Annotated in this window: 14 protein-coding genes; 7 read left to right on the top strand and 7 right to left on the bottom strand. The window is 70.7% G+C overall.

Annotation, left to right across the window (positions count from 1 at the left end; genetic code table 11):
- Both AC1DVT_RS12225 and AC1DVT_RS12220 read left to right on the top strand, forming a co-directional pair.
- A partial coding sequence (locus tag AC1DVT_RS12225) for a zinc-binding dehydrogenase (protein WP_477389244.1) occupies positions 1 to 357 on the top strand: 357 nt, incomplete at its 5' end.
- A gap of 25 nt (positions 358 to 382) precedes the next feature.
- Positions 383 to 1,117 (top strand): SDR family NAD(P)-dependent oxidoreductase, encoded by a 735-nt coding sequence (locus AC1DVT_RS12220; protein WP_477389242.1) that lies wholly within the window; start codon positions 383 to 385, stop codon positions 1,115 to 1,117.
- Positions 1,118 to 1,283: 166 nt separating this feature from the next.
- Here AC1DVT_RS12220 and AC1DVT_RS12215 read toward each other — a convergent pair whose 3' ends face one another.
- Both AC1DVT_RS12215 and AC1DVT_RS12210 read right to left on the bottom strand, forming a co-directional pair.
- Positions 1,284 to 2,486 carry an acyl-CoA dehydrogenase family protein gene (locus tag AC1DVT_RS12215; RefSeq protein WP_477389240.1) on the bottom strand — a complete coding sequence of 401 codons (1,203 nt, stop codon included), beginning with the start codon at positions 2,484 to 2,486 and terminating at the stop codon, positions 1,284 to 1,286.
- Positions 2,486 to 3,520 (bottom strand): phosphotransferase family protein, encoded by a 1,035-nt coding sequence (locus AC1DVT_RS12210; RefSeq protein ID WP_477389238.1) that lies wholly within the window; start codon positions 3,518 to 3,520, stop codon positions 2,486 to 2,488. The genes AC1DVT_RS12215 and AC1DVT_RS12210 overlap by 1 nt, the downstream gene beginning before the upstream one ends.
- Before the next feature lie 299 nt (positions 3,521 to 3,819).
- On the opposite strand from AC1DVT_RS12210, the gene AC1DVT_RS12205 reads away from it, so the two are divergent.
- Positions 3,820 to 4,248 (top strand): VOC family protein, encoded by a 429-nt coding sequence (locus AC1DVT_RS12205; RefSeq protein ID WP_477389236.1) that lies wholly within the window; start codon positions 3,820 to 3,822, stop codon positions 4,246 to 4,248.
- A gap of 3 nt (positions 4,249 to 4,251) precedes the next feature.
- Here the strand turns inward: AC1DVT_RS12205 and AC1DVT_RS12200 are convergent, their stop codons facing one another.
- Genes AC1DVT_RS12200 through AC1DVT_RS12190 form a run of 3 tightly spaced genes read right to left on the bottom strand, consistent with a single transcriptional unit; the run spans position 4,252 to position 6,477 of the window.
- Positions 4,252 to 4,665, bottom strand: coding sequence for an acyl-CoA thioesterase (locus tag AC1DVT_RS12200; RefSeq protein WP_477389234.1), 414 nt, complete (start codon positions 4,663 to 4,665; stop codon positions 4,252 to 4,254).
- 10 nt (positions 4,666 to 4,675) lie between these two features.
- A complete protein-coding gene (locus AC1DVT_RS12195) occupies positions 4,676 to 5,791 on the bottom strand; it encodes an alcohol dehydrogenase catalytic domain-containing protein (RefSeq protein ID WP_477389232.1) in 1,116 nt (371 codons plus the stop codon).
- 14 nt (positions 5,792 to 5,805) lie between these two features.
- Positions 5,806 to 6,477, bottom strand: a complete 672-nt coding sequence (locus AC1DVT_RS12190; RefSeq protein ID WP_477389230.1) for a TetR/AcrR family transcriptional regulator — start codon at positions 6,475 to 6,477, stop codon at positions 5,806 to 5,808.
- Positions 6,478 to 6,653: 176 nt separating this feature from the next.
- On the opposite strand from AC1DVT_RS12190, the gene sucC reads away from it, so the two are divergent.
- Entirely contained in the window at positions 6,654 to 7,817 is a 1,164-nt protein-coding gene (gene sucC / locus AC1DVT_RS12185; RefSeq protein WP_477389228.1) for an ADP-forming succinate--CoA ligase subunit beta, read from the top strand.
- 14 nt (positions 7,818 to 7,831) lie between these two features.
- Positions 7,832 to 8,734 carry a succinate--CoA ligase subunit alpha gene (sucD, locus tag AC1DVT_RS12180; protein WP_477389226.1) on the top strand — a complete coding sequence of 301 codons (903 nt, stop codon included), beginning with the start codon at positions 7,832 to 7,834 and terminating at the stop codon, positions 8,732 to 8,734.
- A 128-nt stretch (positions 8,735 to 8,862) separates the two neighbouring features.
- On the opposite strand, the gene AC1DVT_RS12175 is transcribed toward sucD, so the two are convergent.
- Complete coding sequence (locus AC1DVT_RS12175) at positions 8,863 to 9,081, bottom strand: tautomerase family protein (protein ID WP_457100071.1); 219 nt, start codon at positions 9,079 to 9,081, stop codon at positions 8,863 to 8,865.
- 93 nt (positions 9,082 to 9,174) lie between these two features.
- Between AC1DVT_RS12175 and AC1DVT_RS12170 the strand changes: the two genes are divergently transcribed.
- Positions 9,175 to 9,615, top strand: a complete 441-nt coding sequence (locus tag AC1DVT_RS12170; protein ID WP_477389224.1) for a nitroreductase family deazaflavin-dependent oxidoreductase — start codon at positions 9,175 to 9,177, stop codon at positions 9,613 to 9,615.
- A gap of 46 nt (positions 9,616 to 9,661) precedes the next feature.
- On the opposite strand, the gene AC1DVT_RS12165 is transcribed toward AC1DVT_RS12170, so the two are convergent.
- A complete protein-coding gene (locus AC1DVT_RS12165; RefSeq protein WP_477389222.1) occupies positions 9,662 to 11,128 on the bottom strand; it encodes an NCS2 family permease in 1,467 nt (488 codons plus the stop codon).
- 110 nt (positions 11,129 to 11,238) lie between these two features.
- Here AC1DVT_RS12165 and AC1DVT_RS12160 point away from each other — a divergent pair.
- A partial coding sequence (locus AC1DVT_RS12160) for a cell division protein PerM (RefSeq protein WP_477389220.1) occupies positions 11,239 to 12,505 on the top strand: 1,267 nt, incomplete at its 3' end.

Genomic DNA, 12,505 nt, shown 5'->3' with positions numbered 1-12,505 from the left:
GCCGACGTCGTCTTCGACCCGGTCGGTGGCGCGGCATTCGAGGCCTCCACGCGGTGCATCGCCTTCGAGGGGCGCACCATCGTCGTCGGCTTCGCCGGCGGGACGATCCAGTCCCTCGCCGCGGGGCATGTGCTCGTCAAGAACTACTCGGTGCTCGGGCTGCACTGGGGCATGTACCCCGGCGTGCGGCCCGACCTGGTCGACGTGGCCAGGGCGGAGCTCACGAGGCTCGCGGCCGAGGGTGTGGTGCGGCCGGTCGTCGATCGCGTCGTGCCGTTCGAGGAGGCGCCGGCGGCGCTGACCGCTCTGGCCGCGGGTGGCACCGTGGGCCGCGTCGTGATCGAGGTGGGGTCGTGAGGGGCGTTGTGATGGAGGTGGCGACGTGACGGATCTGGGCGGCCGGGTGGCGGTCGTGACCGGGGGCGCTCGTGGGCTCGGCGAGGCGTACGTGCGGGCGCTGCACGGCGCGGGTGCACGCGTGGTCATCGCGGATCTGCTGGACGATGCCGGCGCGGCGCTCGCCGCCGAGTTGGGGGAGCGCGCCCTGTTCGTGCACCTCGATGTCACCGACGAGGGGGAATGGGATGCCGCGGTCCAGGCATCCGTCGCCGCCTTCGGGGCCGTCGACGTGCTGGTGAACAACGCCGGAATCGCAAACGCGGCGCCCATCGAGCACTTCACGCTGCAGAAGTGGAACGCCGTGATCGCGGTCAACCTCACGGGGGTCTTCCTCGGCTGCCGTGCGGTGGTGCCACAGATGAAGGCGCAGGGCCGCGGCTCGATCATCAACATCTCTTCGGTCGAGGGAATGCGCGGCAGCCCTGGGCTGCACGGCTACACCGCGGCGAAGTTCGGCGTCCGCGGGCTGACCCAGGGGCTCGCCGTGGAGCTCGGGCCGAGCGGCATCCGGGTGAACTCCGTGCACCCGGGCCTGATCCTCACCGACATGACGACCCGCATCGACCCCGCGCACCTCGACATCCCGCTCGGTCGCCCCGGGCTCCCCGGCGACGTCGCCGGGACTATCGTGTTCCTCGCCTCGGATGCCTCTGCGTTCACCACCGGCGCGGAGTTCGTGGTCGACGGCGGCATGATCTCTGGCATCCCGCACCGGTAGCCAGCGGCCCGGCCGGGGCGGGGCATCCGTCCCTGCCACAGGCTCCGACGCACGTCACCCTCCGCCGAGCGGAGGGGATCGGACGAGCGGAGGTTGATCGGCCGGATTTCGACCTCCCCACCGCCGTGGCCCTCCGCTCAGCGGAGGTGCGCAGCGGCAGGGCGGGTCAGCGGCGCAGCTCGGCGCGGCCGAGGCTCGAGAGGTGCACCTCGTCGGGGCCGTCCGCGATGCGCAGCGACCGGATCCCGGCGTACAGCTCGGCCAGCGGGGTGTCGGACGACACCCCGGCGGCGCCGTGCACCTGGATCGCGCGGTCGATGATCGTCTGCACGGCGCGGGGGACCGCGATCTTGATCGCCTGGATCTCGGTCATCGCCTTGCGGTTGCCGACGGTGTCCATGAGCCACGCGGTCTTGAGGACCAGCAGGCGCAGCGCCTCGAGCTGGATGCGGGACTCCGCCGCCCACTCGCGGACGACGCCCTGCTCGGCCAGCGACCGGCCGAAGGCGTGCCGCTCGTTCGCCCGCGCGCGCACGAGCGCCAGCGCGCGCTCGCCCATGCCGAGGGCGCGCATGCAGTGGTGGATGCGCCCCGGCCCGAGGCGCGCCTGCGCGATCGCGAACCCGGAGCCCTCGGCGCCGATGAGGTTCGCCGCGGGCACCCGCACGTCCTCGAACGCGATCTCGGCATGGCCGCCGTGGTCGCGGTCGTCATAGCCGAATACGCTCAGCGGACGGACGATCCGCACGCCCGGGGTGTCGCGCGGCACGAGGATCATCGACTGCTGCCGGTGCCGCTCGGCCTCCGGGTCGGTCTTGCCCATCACGATGAAGATCGCGGCATCCGGATTCATCGCGCCCGTCGACCACCACTTGCGGCCCGACACGATGAAGTCGTCRCCGTCGCGACGGATGCGGGTGCCGATGTTCGTCGCGTCGGATGAGGCGGTGTCGGGCTCGGTCATGCAGAACGAGGAGCGGATGTCGGCGCGCAGCAGAGGAGCGAGCCAATGCTCCTTCTGCTCGGGTGTGCCGAAGTCGCTGAGCACCTCCATGTTTCCGGTGTCGGGAGCGGCGCAGTTGAAGGATGCCGGGGCCAGCCGGGGACTCCACCCGGTGACCTCGGCGACCGGTGCGTACTGCAGGTTCGTGAGTCCTGCGCCGTGCTCACCGGGCAGGAAGAGGTTCCAGAGGCCCTGTGCGCGCGCCTTCGCCTGCAGGTCGCGCACGATCGGCCGCGCGTCCCAGTCCGCGGGAGAGTCGGCGAGCTGAGCGTCCAGCACCGGCTCCGCAGGCAGTACATGCTCGTCGAGGAATGTACGCGCACGTTCGGTGATTTCGCGGGCGCGATCGTCGGGGGCGAAGTCCATCAGCGCACCTCGAGTCCTTTCCGGGCGAGCGGCTCGACGAGCTCGCCCATCCGATCGAAGCCTTCGCCGACGGTGTCGCCGGCCTGATAGCGGAAGTGGATCCCCTCGAGGATCACGGCCAGCTTGTACGCAGCGAACGCGCGGTACCAGCGGAGATCCGGGATGCCGATGCCGACGCGCTGCGCATAGACCTCGACCAGCTCATCGAAGGAGGGGTACCCGGCAGCAGGATCGACGGCGCTCGTGACAGCGGCGGCACCCCCGGGGATATCCGCGATGTCCCAGTACAGCGCGAAGATGCCGAGGTCGACGAAGGGGTCGCCCAGGGTCGCCATCTCCCAGTCCAGGATTGCCGAGATGTGCGGCTGGTCGGCCGCGCCGACGACGAGCGCGTTGTCGAGGCGGAAGTCCCCGTGCACGATTCCGGCGCGCCCCGAGTCGGGCACGTCTGCTCCCAGGCCGTCTTGCAATTCGTCGAGCAGCGGCGTCGCACGCGAGCGCGACGCCTCCAGCTGCCGCCGCCAGGTGGAGAGCTGGCGGGCCAGGTACCCGTCCGGGCGGCCGAAGTCCGCCAGACCGACGGCGGCGGGATCGACCGCGTGCAGATCGGCGAGGTGCCCGACGAGCTCGATGCTGAGGGCGCGCAGGCCGCCCGACGTGAAAGCCGAGTTCTGCGCGGGATGTGCGAGCACCTCACCCGGGGCGCGCTCCATCAGGAAGAACACGGTGCCGGTCACCCGATGCTCCGCCGTGTCATCGACGAGGTCGATCGCGTGCGGCACCGGGACCGGGCTCTGCGCGAGCGCCGAGATCACGCGGTGCTCGCGGCGCATGTCGTGGGCGGTCGAGAGCACATGCCCGAGCGGTGGGCGCCGCAGCACGAGCGGCACGCCAGCGCCATCCACCGCGTAGGTGAGATTGCTCCGGCCGCCCGCGATGACGCTCGCCCGCAGCGGTCCGTCGGCGAGGTCGGGGTGGGCGTCGGCCAGCCACGCGGTCAGGCCGGGGACATCCAGTCCAGGGACGTCGGTCATCGTCGACACGCCTCTCCCTCGCCCGTCCTCGGGCTCGTGTCTCGGAGCATACCGGATGGTCGGTATGCTCCGAGGTGCCGACTGCCCGCCGCAGGCCGGGGCCGCGGGAGGAAGCCGAATCCACCGATTCCGCGCCAGTCCACCGACCTCGGCGCGCAGAACTGTGTGGTCTGGCGCGAAGTGAGTGGTCTCGGGGGGAACGGCCAGCGGCGGGCCCCTGGAGCCTGTCGGAGGCGCCACCTATCGTGAGGGTCACGGCGCCTCCGCACGGCAGCGCCGCCGAGGAGAGGAGCGAACCCATGGCATCGAAGCTCGGCAACATCACCTTCTACGCGGACGATCCACAAGCCCTCGCGCACTTCTGGGCCGGAGTGTTCGGCTACCCGCTCGCGGACTGGGAGGAGCCGCTGAAGAGCGAACTCCTCGCGTCCGGCCTGACCGAGGAGGACCTGGCGCATCGCGGTCTCGCCGAAGACCCGGAGGGCGTCGGCCCGCGGCTGTTCTTCCACCACGCGACGGAGCCGAAGGAGGGCCGCAACCGGCTGCACCTCGATATCCAGGCCACCCCAGGGCGCCGCCCGACCCGCGCAGAGCTCGAGGCGGAGAAGGATCGACTCGTGGCGCTCGGCGCCGAGGTCGTGCGCCTCGTCGACCAGGACTGGGGTCCGTGGCCGGAGCTCTACTACCAGCTGCGCGATCCGGACGGCAACGAGTTCTGCCTGCAGTAGGCCCTAGGCGACGAGCTGCTCTTCGATCGCCGAGCGGATCGAGCTCGGCACCGGCGTGGGGCGTCGGTCCGCGGCATCCACGAACACATGCACGAAGCGACCGATCGCGATCGGCTCGCTCTCACCGGAGCGCAGGATGCCGAGGGCCCAGGTCACGCTCGTCGTGCCGAGCCGCTCGATCCCGATGCCCACCTCCAGCGGCTCGGGGAAGGCCGCCGACGCCTGGAACTCGCAGGAGGAGGCCACGCACAGGGCGATCGGGGCGTCGCCGAGCGGGTCGAGACCCGCGTGTCGGATCATCCAGGTGTTGACGGCGGTGTCCATCGCCTCGTAGTAGACGGCGTTGTTGAGGTGGCCGTACTGGTCGTTGTCGTTCCAGCGGGTGCCGAACGGGACGCGCACGGGGTAGTCGGGCACAGAGCTCTCCTCAGAACGTGATGAGCTGGCGCAGCTCGCCGCCGCCGGCGAGCCGGTCCATGGCCTCGTCGATGCGCTCGAGCGGGATCCGCGATGAGACCAGTCGCTCCAGCGGCAGGCGGCCGGCGCGCCACAGGTCGACGTAGCGCGGGATGTCGCGACTCGGCACCGCCGACCCCAGGTAGCTGCCGACGACGGTGCGTGCCTCGGCGGTCAGCCGGAGGGGCGACACGCTGGCACGCGCGTCCGGCGCGGGCAGCCCGACCGTGACGGTTGTGCCGCCGGCCGCCGTGAGGTCGAGCGCCGTCTCGAACGCGCGCGCCGATCCCGCCGCCTCGATCACGACGGGAGCACGGATGCCGCGCTCAGCCGCCCCCGCAGGCTCGAAGGCGTCGGCCGCGCCGAGTTGCAGGGCGAGCTCGAGCTTCGCGGGGACGGCGTCGACGCCGATGACCTCGTGGCCGAGCGCCACCGCGACCAGCAGCGCCGCCATCCCGACGCCGCCGAGGCCCACCACGATGACCCGCGCTCCGGGGTCGGGGCGGCCGGCGTTGATGACGGCTCCGCCGCCGGTCAGCACAGCGCAGCCGAGCAGCGCGGCGATCTCGGGCGGCACGTCCGCGGCGACCGGCACGACCGACGTGCGGCTGACGACCGCGTGCGACGCGAAGGCGCTCACGCCGAGGTGATGGTGCACGTCCTGAACGGCGCCCGCGGCATCCGTCCGATGCAGACGGATGCCACCGCCCACCAGGGTGCCCGCGTTGTTGGCGGCGGTGCCGACCTCGCACGGCAGTCGCCCGTCGGTGCGGCAGCCCGCGCAGTGCCCGCAGCGGGGGAGGAAGGTCATGACGACCCGGTCGCCGGGTGCGACATCCGTCACGCCGTCGCCGACCCGCTCCACGATGCCCGCGGCCTCATGACCGAGGAGCATGGGTGTCGGGCGCTCGCGGCTGCCGTCGACGACGCTGAGGTCGGAGTGGCAGACGCCCGCCGCCTCGATGCGCACGAGCAGCTCACCCGCCGAGGGTGGATCCAGCTCGAGCGCGCCGACCGTGAACGGTCGAGACGCGGCGAACGGCGTGGGGGCGTCCGTCCGCTCCAGGACGGCACCGATGATCTGCACGCGAGATCCTGCGCTCAGCCGAGCTGCTCGCTGAGGCGACGAGTGACCTCGGCCGCCGGCATCCGTCGCGGAAAGACGGCCACGACGAGGTCGTCTTCGGCAGCCGCGTCGCCGTCGGGGTGCACGCCGAACCGGCGCAGCACATCGTCGAGGGCGTGACGCAGCACCGAGACGGGCACGCGCTTGGTGCCGCGCAGCAGCTGGCGCAGCACGTGGTTGTGCACGGCGGTCACGAGGGCGGCGAAGCCCACCGCGTCGAGCGGATCCAGTCCGGGCAGAGCGCCGCGCAGATAGTCGTCGAACAGTCGCTCGTAGCGGAACACCGTGACGATCTCGCGCTCGCGCAGCACCGGCACCTCGCGCACCACCGCGTAGCGGCGTCGGGCGAGCTCGGGATCCGCCGTGAACTGCCGGTACACCCAGACGGATGCCTCGCACACGGCCACCCATGGGTTGTCATGGGGCCGCGACAGCTGCGTGCGCAGCTCGGCCAGCAGCAGCTCGTGATCGGCGAAGACGACGTCGTCCTTGCCGCCGAACTGCCGGAAGAACGTCGAGCGCGAGATGCCCGCGGCCTGGGCGATCTGCTCGACGGATGTCGCCTCGAACCCCTGTGTCGCGAACAGCTCGAGAGCCGCGGCTACGACGGCGCGGCGGGGTTCGGTGGCGGTGGCGGTGTCGCTCATGCCGTGAGCCTAATGCGGGCCCGGCCCGGCGCCAGTGGGCGGACAGAGCCCCTGATCGACGGTAGTAGGCTGGTAAATCGGTCGATCTCTCTCGATATCGAGACAACTTCGGCCTTCCCTGAGGGCGTCAGGCCCTCGTCACCCCCTCACGTTCGCCCCAGCGGAGGAATGCACACGTGGATCTGTACGAGTACCAGGCACGAGACCTTTTCGAGAAGTACGAGGTGCCGGTGCTCCCCGGCATCGTCGCGGACACGCCGGAAGAGGTGAGGGCGGCCGCCGAGAAGCTGGGCGGCGTCGTCGTCGTCAAGGCGCAGGTCAAGGCCGGAGGCCGCGGCAAAGCCGGCGGCGTAAAGGTGGCCAAGACCCCCGATGAGGCCTACGAGGCGGCGAAGGCCATCTTCGGCCTCGACATCAAGGGCCACATCGTCAAGCGCGTCATGGTCGCCGGCGGCGCGCGCATCGCCAAGGAGTTCTACTTCTCGGTGCTGCTGGACCGTGCGAACCGCTCCTACCTGAGCCTCTGCTCGGTCGAGGGCGGCATGGAGATCGAGCAGCTCGCGGTCGAGAAGCCGGAGGCGCTCGCGCGCATCCAGGTCGACCCGCTCACCGGCATCGACCAGGCCAAGGCCCTCGAGATCGCCAAGGCCGGCGGCTTCGACGACGAGCTCGCGCCCAAGGTCGCGGATGTGTTCGTCAAGCTCTATGCCGTCTACACCGGCGAGGACGYGACGCTCGTCGAGGTCAACCCGCTGATCCTCTCGGAGGATGGCGAGATCATCGCCCTCGACGGCAAGGTGTCGCTCGACGAGAACGCGGAGTTCCGTCACGCCGGCCACGCGCTGCTCGAAGACAAGGATGCCGCGGACCCGCTCGAGGCCAAGGCCAAGCAGAACGACCTCAACTACGTCAAGCTCGACGGCGAGGTCGGAGTCATCGGCAACGGCGCGGGTCTCGTGATGTCGAYCCTCGACGTCGTCGCCTACGCGGGCGAGAACCACGGCGGCGTCAAGCCGGCGAACTTCCTCGACATCGGCGGCGGCGCCTCGGCTGAGGTCATGGCCGCGGGCCTGGACGTCATCCTCGGCGACCCGCAGGTCAAGAGCGTGTTCGTCAACGTCTTCGGCGGCATCACGGCGTGCGACGCCGTCGCCAAGGGCATCGTGGGTGCCCTCGCCGAGCTGGGCGCGACCGCGACCAAGCCGCTCGTCGTGCGGCTCGACGGCAACAAGGTCGAGGAGGGGCGCGCGATCCTCCGCGACGCGAACCACCCGCTCGTCACCCTCGCCGAAACCATGGACGAAGGCGCCGACAAGGCCGCCGAGCTCGCGAACGCATAAGGACCAAAGCAGACATGTCGATCTTCCTCAATAAGGACTCCAAGGTCATCGTCCAGGGCATCACCGGCGGCGAAGGCACCAAGCACACCGCGCTGATGCTCAAGGCCGGCACCCAGGTCGTCGGCGGCGTGAACGCCCGCAAGGCGGGCACCACGGTGCTGCACACGGATGCCGCGGGCTCCGCCGTCGAGCTGCCCGTGTTCGCGTCCGTGGCCGAGGCCATCGCCGCGACCGGTGCGGACGTCTCGATCGCGTTCGTGCCCCCGGCCTTCACGAAGAACGCGATGATCGAGGCCATCGACGCCGAGATCCCGCTGCTCGTCGTGATCACCGAGGGCGTGCCGATCGGCGACACGGCCGATGCCTGGGCCTACGCGCAGTCGAAGGGCAACACGACCCGCATCATCGGGCCGAACTGCCCCGGCATCATCACCCCGGGCGAGTCGCTCGTCGGCATCACGCCGGCGAACATCACCGGAAAGGGCCCGATCGGCCTGGTCTCGAAGTCCGGCACCCTGACGTACCAGATGATGTACGAGCTGCGCGAGATCGGCTTCTCGACGGCCATCGGCATCGGCGGCGACCCGATCATCGGCACGACGCACATCGATGCGCTTGCCGCGTTCGAAGCCGACCCCGAGACCAAGGCGATCGTCATGATCGGCGAGATCGGCGGCGACGCCGAGGAGCGGGCCGCGGACTTCATCAAGGCCAACGTCACCAAGCCTGTTGTCGGCTACGTCGCGGGCTTCACCGCCCCCGAGGGCAAGACGATGGGCCACGCCGGCGCGATCGTCTCCGGCTCCGCGGGCACCGCTCAGGCCAAGAAGGAAGCCCTCGAGGCTGCCGGCGTCAAGGTCGGCAAGACGCCGTCCGAGACCGCCGCTCTCATGCGCGAGATCATCGCAGGCCTCTAGCCCTTCGACAGGCTCAGGGACCGATTCCTCGGCTCAGGGACCGATTCCTCGGCGCAGGGACCGATTTTCAAAGGCGGATGCCGCAGCTTCGGCTGCGGCATCCGCTTTCGAATGTCGGCTCGAGGAAGTCAGCCCCAGCGCTCGGTCACCGCGCTGCGCGACGCGTCTTCGCTCGCGAGGACGCCGCCGTTCGCGACGAAGTCGGCGGCGACCTCCTCGAACATGATCCGGACGTCCTGCTGCCGGGCGCCGAGCACCTCGACGGCGGAGCGCGTGACCTCCTCGGCGAAGCGCCGGCGCTGCTCGACCGACCGGCCAGGCAGTAGTTCGACCCTGATGTTGGGCATGCGGGCTCCTCTGCTGCGACGACGAATCGGCGGGACGTTACGGAGCGTTCAGCGTATCGGCTCGGTCGTGCGGCCCCACGTTAGGGTGAAATCATGCCGCTGACCGGAGAGTACAAACCGTCCACGTCCGACTGGGCACGCAAACAGGCCGAGAAGTTCGAAGCAACCGAAGGCGCGGAGGCGAACCTGCTCCGCGGTGTGCCGATCATCGTGCTGACGAGCGTCGGCGCGAAGAGCGGCGGGCTGCGCAAGACCGCCCTCATGCGCGTCGAGCATGAGGGGCGCTACCTCGTCGTCGCCTCGAAGGGCGGCCATCCCGACCCCCCGGCCTGGTACTGGAACGTCCGCAAGAACGCGCACGTCGAACTGCAGGACGGCGCGGTCAAGCGCGACTACCTCGCGCGCGAGCTGTCCGGCGATGAGCGTGCGGAGTGGTGGGTGCGCGCCACCGCGGTGTGGCCCGACTACGACAGCTACCAGTCCAAGACCGATCGCCTCATCGCGGTGTTCCTGCTGGAGCCGATAGAGGAATGAGAAGACGGGATGCCGCGGCCGCGGCATCCCGTCTCTCGTCCGTGCGTCAGCCGGCGAGCAGCGTCTCGACGGGGCCGCGGGCGAAGTAGATCAGGAAGCCGGCCGCGACGATCCACAGCAGGGGGCTGATCTCCTTGGCCTTGCCCGACAGCGACCGGATGATCACCCAGGAGATGAAGCCCGCGCCGATGCCGTTGGCGATCGAGTAGGTCAGCGGCATCACGGTGATCGCGAGGAAGACGGGCAGCAGCACCGAGAACTCCGTGAAGTCGATGAATCGGATCTGCGACATCATCAGCGCACCGACGATCACGAGCGCCGCGGCGGCCACCTCGGAGGGGACGACATACACGAGCGGCGTGAAGAACATCGCGACGAGGAACAGCAGGCCGGTCACGACGTTCGCGAGACCCGTGCGCGCGCCCTCGCCGATGCCGGCGCCGGACTCGATGAAGACCGTGTTCGACGAGGCCGAGGCGTAGCCGCCCGCGACCGCGCCGACGCCCTCGACGATGAGCGCGGACTTGATGCGGGGGAAGTCGCCCTTCTCGTCCGCCAGTCCGGCCTCCTTGGAGAGGCCCGTCATGGTGCCCATCGCGTCGAAGAAGTTCGTGAACACCAGCGTGAACACGAGCATCAGCGCGGCGAGCACGCCGATTCGTTCGAACGAGCCGAACGAGACCTGGCCGATCAGCGACAGGTCGGGCATCTCCACGAGCGACGAGGGCAGCTCGGGCACGCTCAGGCCCCATCCGCCGGGGTTGCTGCCGTCGGGTGCCTTTCCGCCCAGGTGCCAGATCGCCTCGACGATGACGGCGATGACCGTGCCGGTGACGAGGCCGATCAGGATGCCGCCCTTGACCTTGCGCGCCACGAGGACGCCGGTGAGCAGGAGCGTGATGACGAAGATGAGCGTCGGCACGGTCGCGACCGAGCCGGCGACCCCGAGTCCGACGGGCGGTGATGCCTGGCCCGTCGAGGTTACGAAGCCTGCATCGACGAAGCCGATGAACGCGATGAACAGGCCGATGCCGACCGTGATCGCGAGCTTCAGCTGGATCGGCACAGCGGTGAAGATCATGCGGCGCAGCCCGGTGGCGGCGAGGATGACGATGATGAGCCCGTTGATGACGACGAGCCCCATCGCCTCGGGCCAGGTCACGTCACCGACGACGGAGAACGCGAGGAACGAATTGATCCCCAGTCCCGCGGCGAACGCGAAGGGCAGGCGGGTGACGAGGCCGAACAGCACCGTCATCACGCCGGCCGTCAGCGCCGTGACGGCGGCGACCGCGGGGAAGGCGAGGCTGTTGCCCGCGACATCGGTCCCGCCCGACAGAATGATCGGGTTCAGGATGACGATGTAGGCCATCGTCACGAACGTCACGAGGCCACCGCGGACCTCGGCGCCGACCGTCGAACCCCGGCGGGTGATCTCGAAGAACCGATCCAAGCCGTTCTTCGGCTCGGTCGGCTCGGTGGGCTCTGTGGTTGGTGCGGGCGCTGTGCTCATCGGTGACCTCCGCGGAAGACTCTAGGGCAGACTCCCAGGAATCCCTCAGCCGGGGCCTGCGGGCGCGCCCGCGAAGAGCCCGCGATGCCCCTGGGTAGGGTCGATGAGGCATGCACCGACTGACCGTCGCCCTACTCGCCGCGTTCGACGCCGCCATCGCGGCCGCCGCGGGTCTTGCGGCGACCCTCGCGCCGCTCACCCTGCTGTGGGTGTTCGGACTCGGCGACGGGGCCGACTGGGGTGCGCTGTGGCCGACCGGGGCGAAGATCTGGCAGTTCGGGCATCTGGTGCCGATGCACGTCACCCTGCCCGGGGAGTATCTCGCCGCGACCGGCATCGACCCTTCGGCGGGCTCGTTCCCCGTCTCACTCGCGCCGCTCGCCTTCGCCACCTTCACCGCGATCTTCGCGGCGCGCTCCGGCGCACGTGCGTCGAGTGCGGATGCCTGGATCACCGGTGTCGTGACCGGCAGCGTGGCCTTCACCGCCCTGGGAACGCTGGTCGCGCTGACCTCGCACACGGCGGTGGCCGAGGCGCAGCTCTGGCAGGCGGTGCTGTTTCCCGCCCTGCTGTTCGCGGTGCCCGCACTGCTAGGCGCCGTCGTGACCGAATGGCGCGACGCGGGACGGGGCCTGATCGCCCGGCTGCGCGACCGCTCCGAGGCGCTGCCCGGCGGATGGGCACCCGTGCCGGGGATCACCGTGCGCGCCGCGGCGGCGGCCATCGCCGGGCTGATCGGCCTCGGCGCCCTCGCACTGGGTGTCGCCGTGCTGATCGGAGCCGGCCAGATCGTGGCGCTCTACCAGGCCGGCAACTTCGACCTGCTCGGCGCGATCGTCGTCACCGTCACCCAGTTCGCGTACCTGCCGACCTTCGTGGTGTGGGGGCTCTCCTTCGTCGCGGGACCGGGGTTCGCGCTGGGAGCGGGCACCGCGGTCTCGCCCGCCGGCACCCAGGTGGGCGTGCTGCCCGGCGTGCCGGTGCTCGGGGCGGTCCCGGAGTCCACGACGACCTGGCTCCTGCTGCTGGCGCTGCTGCCGATCGGCGTCGGCGCCCTCGCTGGGTGGATCGCCCGTTCGCGGTTCGCCGCCACGGTGCGACCCCCCGCCCCACGCTCCGCCCCGGCCGCGCCGCCGCTGTTCCCGGTCGGTCCGATGGCCTTGCCGGCCGAGGCCGGGGCGCTGGACGAGGATCGGCGGACGGCGCTGGTCGGGCTGCTGACGCCCGGCGGCGCTGGTTCGACGGCGCGGATCGACTCACCCGAGCCGCCTCCGGAGTCCGCACCGCCCGCGCCGGCGGCCGGGGCCGTCGAGCCGTTCCTGCCCCGGCTCGCCCTCACGGCGGCCATCGCGGTGCTCGCCGCCGGGGCATCCGCTC

This window comes from Microbacterium sp. P2_F9 (genome assembly GCF_056403635.1).
Note: the sequence above shows the minus strand (reverse complement) of the source record. Positions and strands in the feature narration are given on the sequence as shown.

Coding starts and splice junctions, on each gene's coding strand:
- AC1DVT_RS12210 (WP_477389238.1), bottom strand. CDS start 3,520: ATGACCGACGTCCCTGGACTGGATGTCCCCGGCCTGACCGCGTGGCTG.
- AC1DVT_RS12205 (WP_477389236.1), top strand. CDS start 3,820: ATGGCATCGAAGCTCGGCAACATCACCTTCTACGCGGACGATCCACAA.
- AC1DVT_RS12190 (WP_477389230.1), bottom strand. CDS start 6,477: ATGAGCGACACCGCCACCGCCACCGAACCCCGCCGCGCCGTCGTAGCC.
- sucD (WP_477389226.1), top strand. CDS start 7,832: ATGTCGATCTTCCTCAATAAGGACTCCAAGGTCATCGTCCAGGGCATC.
- AC1DVT_RS12175 (WP_457100071.1), bottom strand. CDS start 9,081: ATGCCCAACATCAGGGTCGAACTACTGCCTGGCCGGTCGGTCGAGCAG.
- AC1DVT_RS12170 (WP_477389224.1), top strand. CDS start 9,175: ATGCCGCTGACCGGAGAGTACAAACCGTCCACGTCCGACTGGGCACGC.
- AC1DVT_RS12165 (WP_477389222.1), bottom strand. CDS start 11,128: ATGAGCACAGCGCCCGCACCAACCACAGAGCCCACCGAGCCGACCGAG.